This is a genomic window from Pseudomonas entomophila L48 (assembly GCF_000026105.1).
In the GTDB taxonomy this organism is placed as follows: Bacteria; Pseudomonadota; Gammaproteobacteria; order Pseudomonadales; family Pseudomonadaceae; genus Aquipseudomonas; species Aquipseudomonas entomophila.
Genome location: NC_008027.1, coordinates 4,979,487 through 4,998,617 on the forward strand (window position 1 = coordinate 4,979,487; position 19,131 = coordinate 4,998,617).

Annotated in this window: 20 protein-coding genes and 1 rRNA gene; 4 read left to right on the top strand and 17 right to left on the bottom strand. The window is 64.4% G+C overall.

Translation table 11 applies throughout. The features are described from left to right. Positions 1 to 187: 187 nt before the first annotated feature. Positions 188 to 925, bottom strand: a complete 738-nt coding sequence (gene pgeF, locus PSEEN_RS21640; RefSeq protein WP_011535713.1) for a peptidoglycan editing factor PgeF — start codon at positions 923 to 925, stop codon at positions 188 to 190. After that, the gene (gene rluD, locus PSEEN_RS21645; RefSeq protein WP_011535714.1) at positions 922 to 1,884 is read right to left on the bottom strand and encodes a 23S rRNA pseudouridine(1911/1915/1917) synthase RluD; all 963 of its coding nucleotides are present in this window, start codon (positions 1,882 to 1,884) and stop codon (positions 922 to 924) included. Before rluD ends, pgeF begins: the two co-directional genes overlap by 4 nt. A 149-nt stretch (positions 1,885 to 2,033) precedes the next feature. Here rluD and PSEEN_RS21650 point away from each other — a divergent pair, with 149 nt between their 5' ends. Both PSEEN_RS21650 and PSEEN_RS21655 read left to right on the top strand, forming a co-directional pair. Beyond that, entirely contained in the window at positions 2,034 to 3,053 is a 1,020-nt protein-coding gene (locus PSEEN_RS21650; protein ID WP_011535715.1) for an outer membrane protein assembly factor BamD, read from the top strand. A 94-nt stretch (positions 3,054 to 3,147) separates the two neighbouring features. Further along, complete coding sequence (locus PSEEN_RS21655; RefSeq protein ID WP_011535716.1) at positions 3,148 to 3,378, top strand: PP0621 family protein; 231 nt, start codon at positions 3,148 to 3,150, stop codon at positions 3,376 to 3,378. Between the two features lie 120 nt (positions 3,379 to 3,498). Here PSEEN_RS21655 and thiO read toward each other — a convergent pair whose 3' ends face one another. The 5 genes from thiO to pilV are packed head-to-tail and all read right to left on the bottom strand — an operon-like array spanning position 3,499 to position 6,523. Then, entirely contained in the window at positions 3,499 to 4,596 is a 1,098-nt protein-coding gene (gene thiO, locus PSEEN_RS21660) for a glycine oxidase ThiO (protein WP_011535717.1), read from the bottom strand. A 53-nt stretch (positions 4,597 to 4,649) separates the two neighbouring features. Further along, the gene (locus PSEEN_RS21665; protein ID WP_011535718.1) at positions 4,650 to 5,048 is read right to left on the bottom strand and encodes a type IV pilin protein; all 399 of its coding nucleotides are present in this window, start codon (positions 5,046 to 5,048) and stop codon (positions 4,650 to 4,652) included. Between the two features lies 1 nt (position 5,049). Further along, positions 5,050 to 5,520, bottom strand: coding sequence for a hypothetical protein (locus tag PSEEN_RS21670; RefSeq protein ID WP_011535719.1), 471 nt, complete (start codon positions 5,518 to 5,520; stop codon positions 5,050 to 5,052). Next, positions 5,517 to 6,164, bottom strand: coding sequence for a PilW family protein (locus PSEEN_RS21675; protein ID WP_011535720.1), 648 nt, complete (start codon positions 6,162 to 6,164; stop codon positions 5,517 to 5,519). The genes PSEEN_RS21670 and PSEEN_RS21675 overlap by 4 nt, the downstream gene beginning before the upstream one ends. Then, positions 6,161 to 6,523: a type IV pilus modification protein PilV gene (gene pilV / locus PSEEN_RS26390; protein ID WP_011535721.1), complete on the bottom strand. Its 363-nt coding sequence runs from the start codon at positions 6,521 to 6,523 to the stop codon at positions 6,161 to 6,163. The genes PSEEN_RS21675 and pilV overlap by 4 nt, the downstream gene beginning before the upstream one ends. A gap of 109 nt (positions 6,524 to 6,632) precedes the next feature. On the opposite strand from pilV, the gene PSEEN_RS21685 reads away from it, so the two are divergent. Then, positions 6,633 to 7,112, top strand: a complete 480-nt coding sequence (locus PSEEN_RS21685; RefSeq protein WP_044488465.1) for a GspH/FimT family pseudopilin — start codon at positions 6,633 to 6,635, stop codon at positions 7,110 to 7,112. Position 7,113: 1 nt separating this feature from the next. On the opposite strand, the gene ispH is transcribed toward PSEEN_RS21685, so the two are convergent. The 6 genes from ispH to murJ form a co-directional block, all read right to left on the bottom strand. Continuing rightward, a complete protein-coding gene (ispH, locus tag PSEEN_RS21690) occupies positions 7,114 to 8,061 on the bottom strand; it encodes a 4-hydroxy-3-methylbut-2-enyl diphosphate reductase (RefSeq protein WP_011535723.1) in 948 nt (315 codons plus the stop codon). 14 nt (positions 8,062 to 8,075) lie between these two features. Then, positions 8,076 to 8,513 (bottom strand): FKBP-type peptidyl-prolyl cis-trans isomerase, encoded by a 438-nt coding sequence (locus tag PSEEN_RS21695; RefSeq protein WP_011535724.1) that lies wholly within the window; start codon positions 8,511 to 8,513, stop codon positions 8,076 to 8,078. Next, positions 8,506 to 9,021: a signal peptidase II gene (lspA, locus tag PSEEN_RS21700; protein WP_011535725.1), complete on the bottom strand. Its 516-nt coding sequence runs from the start codon at positions 9,019 to 9,021 to the stop codon at positions 8,506 to 8,508. The genes PSEEN_RS21695 and lspA overlap by 8 nt, the downstream gene beginning before the upstream one ends. Next, positions 9,014 to 11,845, bottom strand: coding sequence for an isoleucine--tRNA ligase (gene ileS / locus PSEEN_RS21705; protein WP_011535726.1), 2,832 nt, complete (start codon positions 11,843 to 11,845; stop codon positions 9,014 to 9,016). The genes lspA and ileS overlap by 8 nt, the downstream gene beginning before the upstream one ends. Then, positions 11,842 to 12,792, bottom strand: coding sequence for a bifunctional riboflavin kinase/FAD synthetase (gene ribF / locus PSEEN_RS21710; protein WP_011535727.1), 951 nt, complete (start codon positions 12,790 to 12,792; stop codon positions 11,842 to 11,844). The genes ileS and ribF overlap by 4 nt, the downstream gene beginning before the upstream one ends. Before the next feature lie 119 nt (positions 12,793 to 12,911). Beyond that, positions 12,912 to 14,450: a murein biosynthesis integral membrane protein MurJ gene (murJ, locus tag PSEEN_RS21715; RefSeq protein ID WP_011535728.1), complete on the bottom strand. Its 1,539-nt coding sequence runs from the start codon at positions 14,448 to 14,450 to the stop codon at positions 12,912 to 12,914. A gap of 249 nt (positions 14,451 to 14,699) precedes the next feature. Between murJ and rpsT the strand changes: the two genes are divergently transcribed. Continuing rightward, a complete protein-coding gene (gene rpsT, locus PSEEN_RS21720) occupies positions 14,700 to 14,978 on the top strand; it encodes a 30S ribosomal protein S20 (RefSeq protein WP_003247625.1) in 279 nt (92 codons plus the stop codon). A 206-nt stretch (positions 14,979 to 15,184) separates the two neighbouring features. Here rpsT and PSEEN_RS21725 read toward each other — a convergent pair whose 3' ends face one another. The 4 genes from PSEEN_RS21725 to rrf form a co-directional block, all read right to left on the bottom strand. After that, positions 15,185 to 17,485 (bottom strand): PqiB family protein, encoded by a 2,301-nt coding sequence (locus tag PSEEN_RS21725; RefSeq protein WP_011535729.1) that lies wholly within the window; start codon positions 17,483 to 17,485, stop codon positions 15,185 to 15,187. After that, on the bottom strand, positions 17,478 to 18,101 hold the full coding sequence (locus PSEEN_RS21730) for a paraquat-inducible protein A (RefSeq protein WP_011535730.1): 624 nt from the start codon (positions 18,099 to 18,101) through the stop codon (positions 17,478 to 17,480). Before PSEEN_RS21730 ends, PSEEN_RS21725 begins: the two co-directional genes overlap by 8 nt. Continuing rightward, on the bottom strand, positions 18,088 to 18,747 hold the full coding sequence (locus tag PSEEN_RS21735; protein ID WP_011535731.1) for a paraquat-inducible protein A: 660 nt from the start codon (positions 18,745 to 18,747) through the stop codon (positions 18,088 to 18,090). Before PSEEN_RS21735 ends, PSEEN_RS21730 begins: the two co-directional genes overlap by 14 nt. A 268-nt stretch (positions 18,748 to 19,015) precedes the next feature. Next, a 5S ribosomal RNA gene (rrf, locus tag PSEEN_RS21740) occupies positions 19,016 to 19,131 on the bottom strand.

A 19,131-nucleotide genomic window follows, 5' to 3' on the forward strand; every position in this document is an offset into this window, starting at 1 on the left:
ATGACCAATAGATAAGGCTGATTCTGGAAGATTCAAGCTTAGCGGGGTTGACAGAGGTCAGCAGGCGGGGGAATGGCTGGGGGCGCTTTGCGCCCCTTTCGCGGCTAAAGCCGCTCCTACAGAGGATTGCGCTCCCCTGTAGGAGCGGCTTTAGCCGCGAAAGGGCTGCAAAGCAGCCCCGGCGTCCTTACGACTGCAACCAGACCAGCGAAGCGAAACGCCCACCCTGCGGGGTACGGCGATAAGAGAAGAAGCGCGGGTCGCTGACCGTGCAGAAGCCACCGCCATAAACAGCCGTGACACCACGCGCCGCCAGGCGAATCCGCGCCAGCTTGTAGATATCGGCCATCAGCTTGCCCGGACGCTCGCCCGCCACAAAGGCATCAGCCGCTTCAGGATGCACGGCCGTGAAGGCATCGCGCACCTCTAGACCGACTTCGAACGCCTGCGGCCCGATCGCTGGCCCCAACCACACCAGTACCTCTTCAGGCGGCGTAGCCAGGCGGTCGAGGGTGGCCTCCAGCACACCACCCGCCAACCCGCGCCAGCCGGCATGGGCAGCCGCCACACGGGTGCCGGCGCGGTCGCAGAACAACGCGGGCAGGCAGTCGGCGGTCATCACGGTGCAGGCAATACCGGGCTGGTTGGTCCAGCTGGCGTCGGCTTCGGCGACCACGGCGGGGTCGGCATCCGCCACCACCAGGCCATGCACCTGCTTGAGCCAGGCGGGCTGGATGGCGAACTCGTCGCTGAGGCGACGACGGTTCTCGGCCACCGCCAGCGGGTCATCGCCCACATGGTCGCCAAGATTGAAGGATTCGTAGGGCGGCAAACTGACGCCGCCCTCACGGGTGGTGACGCAGGCGCGAACCGAGGCCGGGGCCGGCCAGTCGGGGATGATCAGCGACTGCGTCAGGCCGCTCATCCGATAAAGCTCTCGCGGTCGTCGTTGAGCAGCGACAACAGCCAGAGGAAATCGTCCGGCAGCGGCGAGGCCCATTCCATGCGTTCACCGGTGGTCGGGTGGTCCAGCGCCAGGAAGCGCGCATGCAGGGCCTGGCGCGGGAAGTTCTTCACCGCCTCGACCATGGCCACGCTGGCGGCCGGCGGAATGCGGAAGCGCACGCCATAGGTCTGGTCGCCGACCAACGGATAACCGACATGCGCCATGTGCACGCGGATCTGGTGGGTACGGCCGGTTTCCAGCTTGACCCGCACATGGGTGTGCGAGCGGAAGCGCTTGAGCACGCGGTAGTGGCTGACGGCCGGCTTGCCGCCGTCAGTGACCGCCATGCGCTGGCGCTCGCCACCGTGGCGGCCGATCGGGGCGTCGATCTTGCCACCGGCGATCACCACGCCGACCACGATGCACTCGTAGATGCGGCTGACCGAGCGCTTCTGCAGCTGGTCGACCAGATTGGTTTGCGCCTGCAGGGTCTTGGCCACCACCATCAGGCCGGTGGTGTCCTTGTCCAGACGGTGCACGATACCGGCGCGCGGTACGTTGATGATGTCCGGCACATGGTGCAGCAGGGCATTGAGCAGGGTGCCGTCCGGGTGGCCGGCCGCCGGGTGCACCACCAGCCCGGCGGGCTTGTTGATCACCAGGATCTGGTCGTCTTCATAGACGATGTCCAGCTCGATGTCCTGGGCCACCCATTCGCCCTGGGCTTCCTGCTCGGCCTCGAGGGCCAGGATGGAGCCACTGTGGACGGTGTCGCGCGGCCGCAGCACCGCGCCATCGACGGTCAAACGGCCATCTTTGATCCACGAGGACAGGCGCGAGCGCGAGTACTCGGAGAACAATTGGGCGGCGACCTGGTCGAGGCGTTGGCCGCCCAGTTCGGACGGGACCTCTGCGCTAAGTTGAATGATCTCGGACATGCTCGAATCGACGGGCGTTCAGCCTTTGGTTTCGGCTGCGCGCTTGTGGTTAAATACGGCTTCTTTTGCCCCGGGGTTTGGCCGGGGGCGCTCATCATAACAGGACGGCACCGCCCAAGACAGCGGCCGTCAAAGGGACGCAAGCCGCCATGCAAGTGAAACACCTGCTGCTGATCGCCATCCTCGGGCTCACCGCTGCCTGTTCCTCGAACAAGGAAGTCATTGACGAGAACCTCAGCGAGGCCGAGCTGTACCAGCAGGCGCAGGCCGACCTGGACAACTCCAGCTACACCAGCGCCGTGAACAAGCTCAAGGCCCTGGAGTCGCGCTACCCGTTCGGCCGCTACGCCGACCAGGCCCAGCTCGAGCTGATCTACGCCAACTATAAAAACTCCGAGCCCGAGGCCGCCAAGTCCGCCGCCGAGCGCTTCATCCGCCTGCACCCGCAGCACCCGAACGTCGACTACGCCTACTATCTGAAAGGCCTGACCTCGTTCGACCAGGACCGCGGCCTGCTGGCGCGCTTCCTGCCGCTGGACATGACCAAGCGTGACCCGGGTGCCGCGCGCGACTCGTACAACGAGTTCGCCCAGCTGACCAGCCGCTTCCCCAACAGCCGTTACTCGCCGGACGCCAAGCAGCGCATGATCTACCTGCGCAACCTGCTGGCCTCCTACGAAATCCACGTGGCCAACTACTACCTCAGCCGCGAGGCTTATGTGGCCGCCGCCAACCGTGGCCGCTACGTGGTCGAGAACTTCCAGGAAACCCCGTCGGTGGGCGATGGCCTGGCGGTGATGGTCGAGTCGTACCAGCACATGCACCTGGACGAGCTGGCCGCCACCAGCCTCGAGACCCTCAAGCTCAACTACCCGGACCACCCGAGCCTGGTCGATGGCCAGTTCGTGGTCAAACAGGACGAGAATGGCAACCGCTCCTGGCTGTCGAAGGCGACTTTGGGCCTGATCGATACCAAGACTCCGCTGCCGCCAGGTGAGACCCGCGCCAACCAGGACGTGGTCAAGCAGTTCCAGGACGCTCGCTCCGAGATGCCGGAAGAGCTGCTGCCCAAGGACGAGAACGGCGACCCGATTCTGCCGGCAGGTCCCAAGGAAGCCGAGCAGGACCGTTCGTGGTTCAGCTACATGACCTTCGGTCTGTTCGACTGATCACACACGCTAAAAGAAAGGGAGGCCTGAGGCCTCCCTTTTTTATTGCCTGCGTCCTAGACTGTCGGCTTCTTTTCTCGACAAGCTGGACACCATGGTTCGCCTACTATTCTGGATCGCCCTGATCGCCGCCGCGTTCTGGCTGTGGCGCAAGTTCAAGACCAGCCAGCAGTCCCCCGCCGAGCCGCGGCTGGATGACCCGCTGAAGATGGTGCGCTGCGCCCATTGCGGCGTACACCTGCCCAACGACCGGGCGTTGCAGCAGGGCAAGGAGTGGTATTGCAGCCAGCAGCATCTGCAGCAAGGGCCGGGCCAGCAGCGCTGACCCGTGAAGCCCGCCCAGGCATCCCCCTGTAGGAGCGGGTTTACCCGCGATCACCAGCAAAGCTGGTGCCAGGCACCGCGGTGCCTGCTTCGCGGCTGAAGCCGCTCCTACACGGCGGCCTCAGCCCAGGCGGCCTTCAGGCGCATACGGCGCCGGGTCGATGATCGGCTCACGCCCCAGCAACAGGTCACTGAACAACTGGCACGACGCCGGCGCCAGCACCAGGCCATTGCGGTAATGGCCGCAGTTCAACCACAGCCCTTCATGCCCTGGCACCGCGCCGATATACGGAATGCCTTCTGGCGACCCCGGACGCAAACCCGCCCAGTGCCCAACGACTTCGGCATCGGCCAATGCCGGCAACAGCTCGATGGCCGACGCCTTCAGGCTCTCCAGTGCATCCTCGGTCGGGGTCTTGTCGTAGCCGGCATACTCCAGGGTGCTGCCCACCAGGATATGCCCATCGCGGCGCGGGATCGCGTAACGCCCCTTGGCCAGGACCATGCTGGGCAGGAAATCCTCGGCGCACTTGAACAGGATCATCTGACCCTTCACCGGCTCCACCGGCAGTTCCAGCCCCAAAGTCTTCAGCAGGTCGCCGCTCCAGGCACCAGCACTGAGCACCACCTCATCGGCAGCCAGCACGCCATCACCCGTGCGCACGCCCGTGACACGCCCGCCATCCTGCTCGAAGCCGGTGATCTGGCAGTGCTCGCGCAGGGTGACGTTGGGTAGCGCCAGCAGCGCGGCCTTGAGCGACTTGACCAGGCGCGGGTTGCGCACATTGGCCACCCCCGCCATGTAGATCGCGTGCTTGTAGCCCGCCCCAAGCACCGGCACCGCATCGTAGGCTGCCGAAATGTCCACTGCACTCAACGGCCGCTGCTCCCGCACAGCCCAGACCAATGCCTCCGCCTCGTCGTCCAGGTCCAGCCAATAGAGCCCGGTGGTGTGTACTTCGGGGTCGACTCCGGTGCTGGCGAACAGGCGCTCGCCCAGCTGTGGATAAAAGTCCTGCGACCAGTGCGCCAGCGCGGTCACCGCCGGGCTGTAGCGCCAAGGATACAGGGGCGAGACGATGCCGCCCCCTGCCCAGGACGACTCTCGGCCCACTTCACCTTGATCACACACCACCACCCGGTCGACCTCAGCGGCCAGGTTGAACGCCGTCAGCAGGCCAATGACGCCGCCGCCAACAATCACTACTTGCTTGCTCATCGTTCGATCCAACACCTGAAGTAATTCCACGGTGCGCAGGCACCTTCTGACCTTCAGCTTCCCCAGCAGGCCACAGCCGCTTCGCTGCCGCCCGGATTGCTGCGCACGCCCGTGTGCTCAAGCTGGAAATCGCCGCAGCGGTCGTGCGCCATCAGGGCATTCGGCAGGCGAATGGCGAGTAACGCGAACGTCTCGCTGTCGCGCCGGGCCTGCAGCCGGTAATAGCGATTACCGGCCGGCAGGGGCGTGGTCAACTGATCGTTGTCCACATACTCACCGGCGCGCGCACGATGCTGTTCCAGGCGCAACGCTGCGTCCTGCAGCAGGCCGACCACCTCGATGCGCGCGGCGCGCCGGAGCTGGTCGCTATAACTGGGGTAGGCAATGGCTGCCAGCATGCCGGTCAGCGCCACGACAATCAATAATTCGATCAGACCAAGACCGCGTTGCATCTCAATGCTCCACCAGGCGCTGGCGCCAGCTGACCCGTCCCGGGAACCGCGAGCCGTCCAAGGCATACACGGCTTCCAGGAACTGCCGTCCCTGTGATTGCCGGCTGATGGCCGTCACCCGAACCAGGGCGGCGCGCTCATCCACCGGCCGTCCGGCTGCGCGCGTACTCTGCCCCAGGTTCTGCAACAGCACGAAACCGCGCTCTGTGCGCAGCCATGGCAGGCCGGGCTCGCCATCAGGCAGGGCCGGTGGCAGACAGACCTGGCACAGGGGAGGAGGCGCTTCGAGCAGCAGTAACAGCCCCTCGGCCAAGCTCGCCTGCGCCTGCTCGAAGGCCAACACCAAGCTCCGCTGCTCACCTGCCAGGCGCTTCTGTATCAGTGCCTCCTGCAACGCCATGGTGCTGAGCAGGCCGAGCAGCAGGCTCAGGGTCAGCGCCGTCAGCAGGACCACACCTTGCTGCGCGCTCATGCATCGCTCCACGGATTGCGCACGGCCACACTCATTTCATGGCGCTGTTCGAGGCGATGCTGCCGGTCATGCAGGATCAACCGGATATCAACCCGCTGGCCTTCCCCGGTTTCGACCTGACTCACTTCAAATGCCCGCACGTTGTCGATAAGGCCGACATGCTGGGCATTGCTGGTGAACATCAGGCGACCATTACGCAGCCGATAACTCAGGCGACGAACAGGCAGTGCCAGGACCTGTGCCCCACCAGCGTGCGGCCCTGCCTCGACCCTGGCCCAGGTGCGGCAATCAGTCAGCACGGTCCAGTCCGCCGCCCCGAGCAAACCGGGCAATTCAGCCCCCACCAGTGTCAGGCCGTCACCGGTGATCTCGATTGGCCTGGCAAAGGCCTGGGCGGCCAGCGGGTCGGCGAAGTCCTCGGGATCCAGGCGCAGGCAACCGAACATGCCGGCCATGCGGATATCCTCCACCAACCGTTGCAGGACTAGCCGGGCATCGTCTTGCAGGCGCGCCTTGACACCTTGCAGGCGCCAGGCCTGGTGGGCCGCCCCGAACAGCTGGCCTGCCGCCGCCAGCAACAGCAGGCCCAAGGCAAGGGCGAGCAAGACTTCAATCAGGCCGAGCCCCTCCTGCCCCCCCCTCACGGCAACACCCTGCCCTGCAGGTTCAGCGAAGGGCGATGCGCCTCACCTGGTGCCGACCAATTTAACTCCAGCGACAGCCCGCCTGCTGCCCGACTCACCCGCCCTTCGGCCGACGAACCCAGCACCTCCACCACTTGGCGCCGCCAGGCAGCTTCATCACTCGCCGTCAGCGTACCGGCAGCCCTCGCCGTCTCAAGCAAGCGTTGGGCAAGCTGCACGGCCTGGGCATCGAGATGCGCGCTGTCGCTCACCTGCAAGCTACGCAGTTGCAAAGCGGCTGAGGCAAATACCCCCAGCGCCAGCACCGTCATTGCCAGCAACACCTCCAACAGCGTCATGCCCGCTTCACTGACCCGCATCCCCTGCCCTCCCCGGAGCTTTCCTCGCCATTTGCCCGAACCGGCCGACTGGCACCCTTGGCCATGCCGCCGGAAGCTTCAGCGAAGCAGCTCTTGGGAGGAATGCACGGTGAGGCAACAGGGCGTAACACTGATACAAATGATGTGTGCACTGGCGGTGGCAGGACTTCTCACGCACCTGGGCACGTCGGCCTACAGCGCCTTCAGTGAAGTGCTTCACCTGTCCGCCACGGCCCGGGAGCTGGCACAAACGCTTCGCGCCACACGCAACGAGGCCATGCTGCGGCATCAGGCAGTACGGATACGCCCATTGGAGGGCAATTGGGGCATGGGCTGGGGGGTGTCGCTGGAGCACGACAATCAGCTGCTGCGGGAGCACCGGCTGGCACGGCCACTGAGAATCACCGCGAGTTCAGCCAGGGAAGTGAGGTTCAGCCGGCGCGGCGCACCGCTGGGGGAAGGGTTTGGTGGGATCACGCTGGACATCTGCCAGCGTACCACCCTGCTCAGCCGCCACCAGGTGGTATTGAGCCCCAGTGGCCGGGTAAGCCTGCGCAGCGACGAGGGCCGCCGCTGCGCAGGCCCCTGAGTCAGATCAGCGAGCGCACCCGCAACTCCTTGGGCATGGAGAAGGTGATGTTCTCCTCGCGCCCGTCGAGCTCTTCGGCGCCGGTGGCACCCCAGGCCTTGAGCTGGTCGATCACGCCACGCACCAGCACCTCGGGGGCGGAAGCCCCGGCGGTGATGCCGATGCGCTGGGCGCCATCGAACCAGCTGCGTTGCAGGTCCTCGGCACCATCGATCAGGTAGGCCGGGGTGCTCATGCGCTCGGCCAGCTCGCGCAGGCGGTTGGAGTTGGAACTGTTGGGGCTACCCACCACCAGCACCACGTCGCACTCGTCGGCCAGCTGCTTGACCGCGTCCTGGCGGTTTTGCGTGGCGTAGCAGATGTCGTCCTTGCGCGGGCCGCCGATGTTCGGGAAGCGCTCGCGCAGGGCATCGATCACCCGGCTGGTGTCGTCCATCGACAGGGTGGTCTGGGTGACGAAGGCCAGGTGGTCCGGGTTGCGCACCTGCAGGGCGGCGACGTCCTTCTCGTCCTCGACGAGGTAGATGCTGCCGCCGTTGCTGGCGTCGTACTGGCCCATGGTGCCTTCGACCTCCGGGTGCCCGGCGTGGCCGATGAGAATGCACTCACGGCCGTCGCGGCTGTACTTGGCAACCTCGATATGCACCTTGGTCACCAGCGGGCAGGTGGCGTCGAACACCTTCAGGCCACGGCCAGCGGCTTCCTGGCGCACGGCTTGCGAAACGCCATGGGCGCTGAAGATGACGATGACGTCGTCCGGCACCTGGTCCAGCTCTTCGACGAACACCGCGCCACGGTTGCGCAGGTCTTCGACGACGAACTTGTTGTGCACCACTTCGTGGCGTACGTAGATTGGCGGGCCGAAGACCTCCAGGGCGCGGTTGACGATCTCGATCGCCCGGTCGACCCCCGCGCAGAAGCCGCGCGGGTTGGCGAGTTTGATTTGCATGCTCGGCTCCCGGCTCACAAGGCCTTCACGTCGAGGATCTGCACCTCGAAGTTCAGGGTCTTGCCGGCCAGTGGATGGTTGAAGTCGATAGTCACCTGGTTGTCGTCGAACACCTTCACCACGCCTGGCAGCTCAGTGTTGGCGGCGTCGTTGAAAATCACCAGCAGCCCTTCGGACAGCTCCATGCCTTCGAACTGCGAACGCGGCATCACCTGCACGTTCTGCGGGTTGTGCTGGCCGAAAGCGTTCTCCGGGGCGATGGTCAGCTTGCGCTGGTCACCGGCCTTGAAGCCGAACAGGGCACTCTCGAAACCCGGCAGCAGGTTGCCGTCGCCGACCTTGAACGTGGCCGGGGCCTTGTCGAAGGTGCTGTCGACGGTGTCGCCGTTTTCCAGGTGCAGCGCGAAGTGCAAGGTGACTTCGGTGTTCTGGCCGATGCGGGTCTCAGTCATGGACAGTTTCCTCGGACTTCTTGCTCTTGAACATGTCCAGCGCCAGCATCACCGCACCCACGGTAATGGCGCTGTCGGCCAGGTTGAAGGCCGGGAAATAGTGACGGTTCTGCCAGTGCACCAGGATGAAGTCGACCACATGGCCCAGCACGACGCGGTCGTACAGGTTGCCCAGCGCGCCGCCCAGCACCAGCGCCAGCGCCACGGCCAGCCAGGTTTCGTCGCGCCCCAGGCGCTTGAGCCAGACCACCAGCACGGCGCTGACCACGACGGCGATCACCGCGAACAGCCAGCGCTGCCAGCCGGAGCTGTCGGCCAGGAAGCTGAACGCCGCGCCGGTGTTGTAGGCCAGGGTCCAGCTGAAGTAGTCAGGGATGACCACGATCTGCTGGTACAGGCTCAGCGCGCCTTCGAAGTAGACCTTGGTGGCCTGGTCGAGGACCAGGACCACCAGGCTCAGCCAGAGCCAGGCAAGGCGCCCGAAGCGCCCCGCGGAAGCATTAGGCATAGTGGCGCACCTCACCAGAGCCGTTCAGGTTGTCGACGCAACGGCCGCAGATTTCCGGATGCTCCGGGTGGCTACCGACGTCGGCGCGGAAGTGCCAGCAGCGGCCGCACTTGGCGTGGCCGGACTTGACGACCTTCAGCTTGAGGCCTTCGACTTCGGTTGTCACGGCGTCGGCCGGGGCCTGGACGAACGGCACCACGCTGGCGGCCGAGGTGATCAGCACGAAGCGCAGCTCGTCGCCCAGCTTGTTCAGGTCGGCGGTCAAGCCTTCCTCGGCGAACAGGGTGACTTCGGCCTGCAGGTTGCCGCCGATGACCTTGGCGGTACGCTGGTTCTCCAGCTCCTTGTTGACCGCCGCCTTGACCGCCATAACACGGTCCCAGTAGGCGCGGTCCAGTTCAGCGTCGGCCGGCAGTTCGCTCAGGCCTTCGTACCAGGTGTTGAGCATCACCGATTCGTTGCGCTCGCCCGGCAGGTACTGCCAGATCTCGTCGGCGGTGAACGCCAGGATCGGCGCGATCCAGCGCACCAGCGCCTCGCTGATGTGATACAGCGCGGTCTGGCAGGAACGGCGGGCGACACTGTTGGCGCCGGTGGTGTACTGGCGGTCCTTGATGATGTCGAGGTAGAAGCCGCCCAGCTCCTGCACGCAGAAGTTGTGCACCTTGGAGTAGACGTTCCAGAAACGGTACTCGCTGTAGTGCTCTTCCAGCTCGCGCTGCAGCAGCAATGTGCGGTCGACCGCCCAGCGGTCCAGGGCCAGCATGTCTTCGGCCGGCAGCAGGTCGCGGGCCGGGTCGAAGCCGGACAGGTTGGAGAGCAGGAAGCGCGCGGTGTTGCGGATGCGGCGGTAGGCGTCGGCGCTGCGCTGCAGGATCTGCTCGGAAACGGCCATCTCGCCGGAGTAGTCGGTGGCCGAGACCCACAGGCGCAGGATGTCGGCACCCAGGGTGTCGTTGACCTTCTGCGGCTCGATGGTGTTGCCCAGCGACTTGGACATCTTGCGGCCGTTCTCGTCCACGGTGAAGCCGTGGGTCAACAGCTCGCGGTACGGCGCGTGGCCGTCGATGGCGCAACCGGTCAGCAGGGAGGAGTGGAACCAGCCGCGGTGCTGGTCGGAGCCTTCCAGGTACAGGTCGGCGCGTGGGCCGGTGGCATGGCCGATGTCGTGGGAGCCGCGCAGTACGTGCCAGTGGGTGGTGCCGGAGTCGAACCACACGTCGAGGGTGTCGGTGATCTTGTCGTACTGGCCAGCTTCGTCACCCAGCAGTTCCTGGGCGTCCAGCTTGAACCAGGCCTCAATGCCTTCCTGCTCGACGCGCTTGGCCACTTCTTCCATCAGTTCGACGGTGCGCGGGTGCAGCTCGCCGGTCTGCTTGTCGAGGAAGAACGGGATCGGCACGCCCCAGTTGCGCTGACGCGAGATGCACCAGTCCGGGCGGTTGGCGATCATCGAGTGCAGGCGCGCCTGGCCCCAGGCCGGGACGAACTTGGTCTCTTCGATGGCCTTGAGCGCGCGCTCGCGCAGTGGCTCGCCGGTGCTCGGCTGCTTGTCCATGCCCACGAACCACTGCGCGGTGGCGCGGTAGATCAGCGGGGTCTTGTGGCGCCAGCAGTGCATGTAGCTGTGGCTGATGGTTTCGGTGTGCATCAGCGCGCCGACTTCGCTGAGCTTGTCGACGATGGCCGGGTTGGCCTTCCAGATGAACTGGCCGCCGAAGAACGGCAGCGACTCGACGTACACGCCGTTGCTCTGCACCGGGGTGAGGATGTCCTCGTTGACCATGCCGTAGCGCTTGCAGGTGACGAAGTCGTCTTCACCGTAGGCCGGCGAGGAGTGAACCACGCCGGTACCGGCGCCCAGCTCGACGTATTCAGCCAGGTAGATCGGCGACAGGCGGTCGTAGAACGGGTGGCGGAAGTTGATCAGTTCCAGCGCCGAACCTTGGGCGGTGGCGATGACCGAGCCTTCCAGGTTGTAGCGCTTGAGGCACGACTCGACCAGCTCTTCAGCCAGCACCAGCAGGCGCTCGCCGGTGTCGACCAGGGCGTACTTGAAGTCCGGGTGGATGTTCAGCGCCTGGTTGGCCGGGATGGTCCACGGGGTGGTGGTCCAGATCACGATGGCGGCGGGCTTGGCCAGCGCGCTCAGGCCGAAGGCGGCAGCCAGCTTGTCGGCATCGGCGACCGGGAAGGCGACGTCGATGGTCTGGGATTTCTTGTCGGCGTATTCGACCTCGGCTTCAGCCAGCGCCGAGCCACAATCGAAGCACCAGTTCACAGGCTTCAGGCCCTTGAACACGAAGCCTTGCTTGACCATTTCAGCCAGGGCGCGGATTTCGCCGGCCTCGTTGGCGAAGTTCATGGTCTTGTACGGGTTGTCCCAATCACCCAGCACGCCCAGGCGGATGAACTCGGTCTTCTGCCCTTCGATCTGCTCGGCGGCGTACTCGCGGCACAGCTCGCGGGTGCGGTCGGCGGTGAGATGCTTGCCGTGGGTAACTTCGACCTTGTGCTCGATCGGCAGGCCGTGGCAGTCCCAGCCCGGCACGTAGGGGGCGTCGAAGCCGGACAGGGTCTTGGAGCGGACGATCATGTCCTTGAGAATCTTGTTCAGCGCATGACCGATGTGGATCTTGCCGTTGGCATAGGGCGGGCCGTCGTGCAGGACGAACTTCGGACGGTCCTTGCCAATCTCGCGCAACTTACCGTACAGGCCAATACTGTCCCAGCGCTGCAGGATCTGCGGTTCGCGCTGAGGCAGGCCGGCCTTCATGGGGAAGGCGGTGTCCGGAAGGTTAAGCGTGGCTTTGTAGTCGGTCATTTCAGGCTCTTCGTTAGCGGTTGAGCGTGCCAGTGGGCACGTGCGGCGGCGATGTCCGCGTCGATCGCCGACTTCAGCGCCTCCAGGGAGGCGAAACGCTGCTCTTCACGCAGCTTGTGGTGGAACTCCACCGTCAGGCGCCGGCCGTACAGGTCGCCGGCGAAGTCCAGAAGATGAATCTCCAGGTGGGGGCGCCCGTCACCGCTGACGGTGGGGCGCACGCCGATGTTGCCGACACCCGGCCAGGCCTTGCCATCGATCTCGATGCTGGCCAGGTAGACCCCGGACAGCGGCACGCGACGGCGCTTGAGCTGGATGTTGGCAGTGGGTGTTCCGAGCTGGCGGGCCAGCTTCTGGCCGTGCAGTACCCGGCCGGTGATGCGATAAGGGCGACCCAGCAGGTGCGCGGCCAGTTCGAAGTCGCCATCGGCCAGGGCCTTGCGCACTTCGGTGCTGCTGACCCGCAGGCCGTCCTGGATCACGGTGTTGGCGGCTTCGACGGTGAAACCGTGCTGCTTGCCGGACTCGATCAGGAAGCCGAAGTCGCCGGCGCGATCGCAACCGAAGCGGAAGTCGTCCCCCACCTCGAGGTGGCGCACGCCCAGGCCATCGACCAGGATCTGCTCGACGAACTCACAGGCGCTGAGCTTGCTCAGGCGCTGGTTGAAGGCCAGGCACAGCACCCGGTCGATACCTTCGCCAGCCAGCAGCTCGACCTTGTCGCGCAGGCGCGCAAGGCGGGCCGGCGCGGTGTCGGGGGCGAAATATTCGCGCGGCTGGGGTTCGAAGATCACCACGCAGGTGGGCAGGCCCAGCGCCTGGCCGCGTTCGCGCAGGCGCGCGAGGATCGCCTGGTGACCCCGGTGGACCCCGTCGAAGTTGCCAATGGTGGCGACACAGCCCCGGTGCTCGGGGCGCAGGTTGTGAAGACCTCGAACCAGCTGCATAACGCGCTTCTTGCTCATAAAGTGGCCGATTATAACCACACCCGGGCGCTGACGACAGGCGGCAGCGCCCCCTTGGGGCATGGAATGCGAAAAACCGACGCCTGACCCTTTTTACCGCCTCAGTGCAACGCCTTGCGGGCGAAATGCCGTGGGCGGAAACCACACAGGAACAAGCAGCCGAAGTAGGTCACTACGCCGGCCGCGATCAGGCCGCCCAGGCGCAGGAAGCGCGCCAGCATGTCGCCCTGCGCCCAGGCCGGCAGGTAGTGCATGCCCAGCAGCAGCACGGCCGACATCAAGGTGACCGCCAGTACCAGCTTGAGCAGGAACACTGTCCAGCCCGGCTGCGGCTGGTACAACCGCTGGCTGCGCAGTTTCCAGAACAGCAAGCCGGCGTTGAGGCAGGCCCCCAGGCTGATCGCCAGGGCCAGGCCGGCGTGAGCCAGCGGGCCGACCAGGGCCAGGTTGAACAGCTGGGTGCAGACCAGGGTGAAGATCGCGATCCTCACCGGCGTGCGGATATTCTGCTGCGCATAGAAGCCAGGTGCCAGTACCTTGACCAGGATGATTGCCAGCAGGCCTACCGAATAGGCGATCAGCGCGCGCTGGGTCATGGCAGCGTCAAAGGCCGTGAACTTGCCGTACTGGAATAGCGCCACGGTCAACGGCTCGGCGAGGATCGCCAGGGCCAGGGTGCAGGGCAACACCAGCAGGAAGCACAGGCGCAGGCCCCAGTCGAGGATCCGCGAATACTCTTCACGGTCCTTGTTGGCGTAGGTCTTGGCCAAGGTGGGCAGCAGGATGGTGCCCAACGCCACGCCCAGCACGCCGGAGGGCAGCTCCATCAGGCGGTCGGCGTAGTACATCCACGACACCGACCCCGCCACCAGGAAGGAGGCGAAGATGGTGTTGATGATCAGCGAGATCTGGCTCACCGACACGCCAAGGATAGCCGGCAGCATCTGCTTGAGCACCCGCCATACGCCGGCATCTCGCAGGTTCAGGCGTGGCAGCACAAGCATGCCGATCTTCTTCAGTGCTGGCAGCTGGTACAGCAACTGCGCCAGGCCGCCGGCCAGCACGCCCCAGCCCAGGGCCATGATGGGTGGGTCGAAGTAGGGCGTGAGGAACACGGCGAAGGCGATCATCGCCACGTTGAGCAGGGTCGGCGTGAAGGCCGGCACGCTGAAGCGGTTCCAGGTGTTGAGGATGGCCCCGGCCAGCGACGACAGCGAGATCAGCAATATATAAGGAAAGGTCACCCGCAGCAGCGAGGTGGTCAGCTCGTACTTTTCGGTGCTGTCGACAAAACCGGGCGCCGTGGCCCAGACCACCCAGGGGGCGGCGAGGACGCCGATCACGGTGACCAGGGCCAGGGCCAGGGTCAGCAAGCCGCTCACATAGGCGATGAAGGTGCGGGTGGCCTCCTCGCCCTGCTGGGTCTTGTACTCGGCCAGGATGGGCACGAAGGCCTGGGAGAATGCCCCCTCGGCGAAGATTCGCCGCAGCAGGTTGGGCAGCTTGAAGGCGATGAAGAAGGCGTCGGTGGCGACGCCGGCACCGAAAACCCGTGCCAGGATGGTGTCGCGCACGAAGCCGAGCACCCGGGAAATCATGGTAATCGAGCTGACTGCGGCCAGGGATTTGAGCAGGTTCATCGAAAAGTTTCACGCCAAGGGCAGAGGGCGCTGCCAGACAGCGTCCGAATGTGCGATACTCCCGCGCCTTCGCAGGGGAGCCAAAAATTCCCGAGTTTACAGGTCGCGCCGCAGAAAGGAATCTTTCCGCTCATCGACCCACCACTCGGCGGAACCTTGCAGGTGGCCTTGACATCCGTTCGACTCGTCGGCATGATTCGCGGCCTATTTTGTTTGCTATTTACCTAAAGTCTTTCGAGGAGCTCGACGGTGGCCAACACACCTTCCGCCAAGAAACGTGCAAAACAGGCTGAGAAGCGTCGCAGCCACAACGCCAGCCTGCGTTCCATGGTCCGCACCTACATCAAGAATGTAGTCAAGGCCATCGACGCAAAAGACGCCGAAAAAGCGCAAGCCGCTTACGTTCTGGCTGTGCCTGTAATCGACCGTATGGCCGACAAGGGCATCATCCACAAGAACAAAGCTGCTCGCCACAAAGGCCGTCTGAATGGCCACATCAAGGCGCTGAAAGAAGCTGCAGCTGCCTAAGCGACGTTCTTGTCGAAAAAACCGACCCTAGGGTCGGTTTTTTTATGCCTGTGATTTGCCGCTGCCGTGCTCCGCACCCCGTAGGAGCCAGCCTTGCTGGCGAAAGGGCAAGCACAGACGACACATGTGTATCGCCCATATCGATGCATTCGCCGGCAAGCCGGCTCCTACAGGCCGATGGAGCCGCTTGGCGACCCCACTTTCAATCACTTGCCGATCTGAATCTTCGGCGCCCACTCCAGCCACGCATCCTCGGGCTTGTCGAACAAGGCAAAGGTCTGCTGCGGCCGCGCCGGGTTACCCATCTGCTCACCATCCGGAGTGGCGAAGGCGATGCCGCCTGCAATCAGCGTTTCCACGGACTCAGTACGCACCGTGGCGCCCTTGAACAGCCCCCAGTCGAAGCCAAACCCACTGCTGTTCCAGAACCGGCTGCCACCGCGCACCAGGCCTGCGTAGCGTGGCTCGATAAGGATGTGGATAAGTACCCGGTCGGCAGTCTGCCCCAGCTCGAATCCAACGACCTTGCCCACGGTGACCTCACGATAGGTCACCGGCACGCCCGGCTTGATCGAGCCGCGCCGCGGTGCACTCAGGGTCAGCGGCAGGCCGACCTCCTCACCTTTCACTTCAGGCGCATCGGCAAGTGCAATGAAATCGCGCTGCGGCCCCTTGTCCTTGAGCGCCGGCAACACTTCCAGGTACTGGCCACCCACCAGCGTGTCGAGGTTCTCGGTACGTACCAGGCCCAATGCTGGCTTGACCACCCAGAACTGCGTCCCGGCACGGGCGATACGCTCCGCCGACTGGGTGATGCGCGCCCTGAGCAGCACAGCCTGCAAGTCGCTCGTCAGGTCGACGCTTTCGACGCTGCCCACATCGAGCCCGCGGAAGCGGATTGGCGTGCCGGGCTTGAGGCCATCGGCACGCTCGACACGGATGGTGACCAAGGTACCGGCACGGTTGGCCGCATCCTGGCTTTCATGCAAGCGGAAGCGCGGGATGCGACGCTTGAGCGGCACGTCGGGCTTTGGGGTGTCGAAGGCGATACCGCCCGCCATGAGGGTCTGCAACGACTCACTCTTGACCTGAATACCCGACAGCCCACCGGTCAGGGTGATACCGCTGGCATTCCAGAAACGCGTGGAGCCGTTGACCAGGTTGGCGTACTCCTTTTCGATGTGCACGCCGATCAGGATCCGCTTGCTGTTACGCGCGAACTGGTAGCTCTGCACGCTACCCACGCGCACCTGGCGATACATGACCGGGCTGCCCACCTCCAGCGAACCCAGGGTGTCGGCGAACAGCACCATGTGCAGGCCAGGGGCCTTCAAGTCCAGCGGCGGCGCTTTGGCGCGCGCCTCGAACTCGCGCAGGGGCTTGGCACCCGGCTCACCCGGGCGAACGGCGATGTAGTTGCCCTTCACCAAGGCCTCAAGGCCGGTGATACCAGCAAGCGAGATGGACGGCTTGACCACCCAGAACTGCGTCCCCTCGACCAGATAGTCTTCGGCCAATGGGTCCAAGGTCAGCTCGGCCGTGGCGTTGGAGAGGTCACCTTCAATCTTCAGGTCCTTTAGCGTGCCGACCTGGATGCCTTTATAGAGAACCGGTGTACGACCTTTCTGCAGGCCCTCGAAGTCACTGAGTTTGACCTTCACGCGGATGCCGGCCTGGGCAGCATCGAAATCCTCGTACAAGCGGAACGGCAGGCTTGGGTCGGTGGGCGGGCTGTCCTTGCGATTCTCGGGCGTGGCGAAGGCAATACCGCCGGCGACGATGCTCGACAGCGACTCGGTACGCACTTTCACGCCGGAAAGGTCGGCGTCGATACTGACCCCGCTGGCATTCCAGAAACGCGTGTGCTTGCGCACCAGGCTCGCATAGGCAGGCACAATGAAGACCTTGATCTCCACCGTGTTCTGGTCCTCGGAAAGCCGGTAGCTCTTCACTCGACCCACCTGGATCTGCTTATAGAAGACTGGGCTGTCACGATTGAGCGAGCCAAGGCGTTCGGCCTTCAGGGTCAGGTGCAGGCCAGGCTCCTCGTCAGACAGAGGGGGCGCCTCCTTGAGCGCGGTATAACGCTTGGTCAACTCGCCCTCCCCCGGATCCACGGCAATGTAGTTGCCGGAAACCAGCGTCTCCAGGCCCGAGATACCGGCCAGACTGACACTCGGCTTCACCAGCCAGAACCGCGTCCCAGTGGTCAGGTGCGGCCCCGCTTCCTTTCTCATCTCGATGGTGGCGACGACGCCTCGGTTATCGCCCTTGTTGTCCAGCACCAGGGCGGTGACCTTGCCCACCGACATCCCCTTGTAGATGACCTCGGTCTTGTTGGCGACGATGCCTTCACCGGTCTCGAAGCGCACCTGGATTTCGATGCCGGCGTCGCGATAGGCCTGCCAGGCCAGCCAGCCGCCGATGGCCAGGGCAATCAGCGGCAGGATCCAGATGGCCGACCAGTTTGAAGCGGGGCGGGTTTTAGCCGTAGGCAAGTCACTCATGGTCGTCATCCGACTCCGTGTTGTCCCAGATCAGTCGGGGATCGAAAGTTAAGGCGGCGAGCATCGTCAGGATCACCACGGTGGCGAAGGCGACGGCGCCCAGGTTGGCTTCGACACTGGCAATGCGACCGAAATTCACCACCGCCACGAGGATGGCGATGACGAAGATGTCGAGCATGGACCAGCGGCCGATGAATTCGATGAAGCGGTACATGAGGATGCGCTGGCGCGCCGACAGCGGCTGGTGGCGTTGCACCGAGTACAGCAGCAGGGCGATGCCGACCAGCTTGAAGGTCGGCACCAGGATGCTGGCGATGAACACTACCGCGGCGATAGGGAGCATGCCGTGCTTGAGCAGGGTGATGACCCCGGACATGATCGTGTCGGGGCTGCCCTGGCCCAAGGCGCTGACGGTCATGATCGGCAGCACGTTGGCCGGGATGTAGAGCACCATCGCCGTGATCAGCAGCGCCCAGGTGCGCGCGATGCTGTTGGGCCTGCGCGCATGGACCACGGCGCCACAACGGGTGCAGGCCTGCGAAGTGCTATCAGGCTCGTGCCGGTTGAGCTCATGGCACTCGTTGCAGATCAGGATACCGGCATCAATCGCCCGCATGGGCATCCTCCCCGGACAACGCCACCCAGATCTGGTGGGGTGACATCACCACCTCCAGCCATACCTGGACCAGCAATAGGCTGATGAAGCAGAACAGGCCAAGGCCGATGCTCAGCTCGGCCAGGTCGACCAGCTTGACGATGGCCACCAGCACGCCCATGAAATAGACCTCGAGCATCCCCCACTCACGCAGGTGGTGGTAGATACGATAGATCAGCAGGCCGTAACTACGGCCGATGTTCAGGCGGATGCTCAGCAGCACAAGCAGCTGGCACAGCAGCTTGAGCAATGGGATAGCCATGCTGCAGAGGAACACGACAACGGCAATGCCACGCATCTGTGAGTTGTACAGGCCGAGCACGCCACTCCAGACCGTGTCGTCGGAGGTCTGGCCCAGCAGGTGCAGCTGCATGATCGGCAGGAAGTTGGCCGGCACGTAGAGCAACAAGGCTGTCAGTACCAGGGCGAGGCTGCGATTGACGACATTGTGGCGGTGAGCGTAGAGCTCATAGCCACACCGCGGGCAATGGGCCTTCTCGTCATTCTGTAGCGTCGTCTTGCGCATCAGCAGGTCGCACTCGTGGCAGGCCACGAGATCATCCAGCGGCAATTGCGCGAGCGCTTCGGGATCGGAAGGGTTGGGCATAGGGAAGTTCTGAATGGATGCGTCGGCTCTATTCTAGTGTTCTGACTCGAATTATGGGAGACGACCCTTGTGAGGAACTGTGCCCATGTTCGGGTCACACCTCTATATTCGTAGGAGCCGGCTTGCCGGCGAAGGGCGCGACGCGGTGGCTGGCACCGGCATAGCCGGTGTTCGCCGGCAAGGCCGGCTCCTACAGAGGGCGCGTGTTTCTTGGGCGCAAAGACAAAACCCCTACCTGCATGCGCAGATAGGGGTTTTGCGAAATGAATCTTGACGATGACCTACTCTCACATGGGGAAACCCCACACTACCATCGGCGATGCATCGTTTCACTGCTGAGTTCGGGATGGGATCAGGTGGTTCCAATGCTCTATGGTCGTCAAG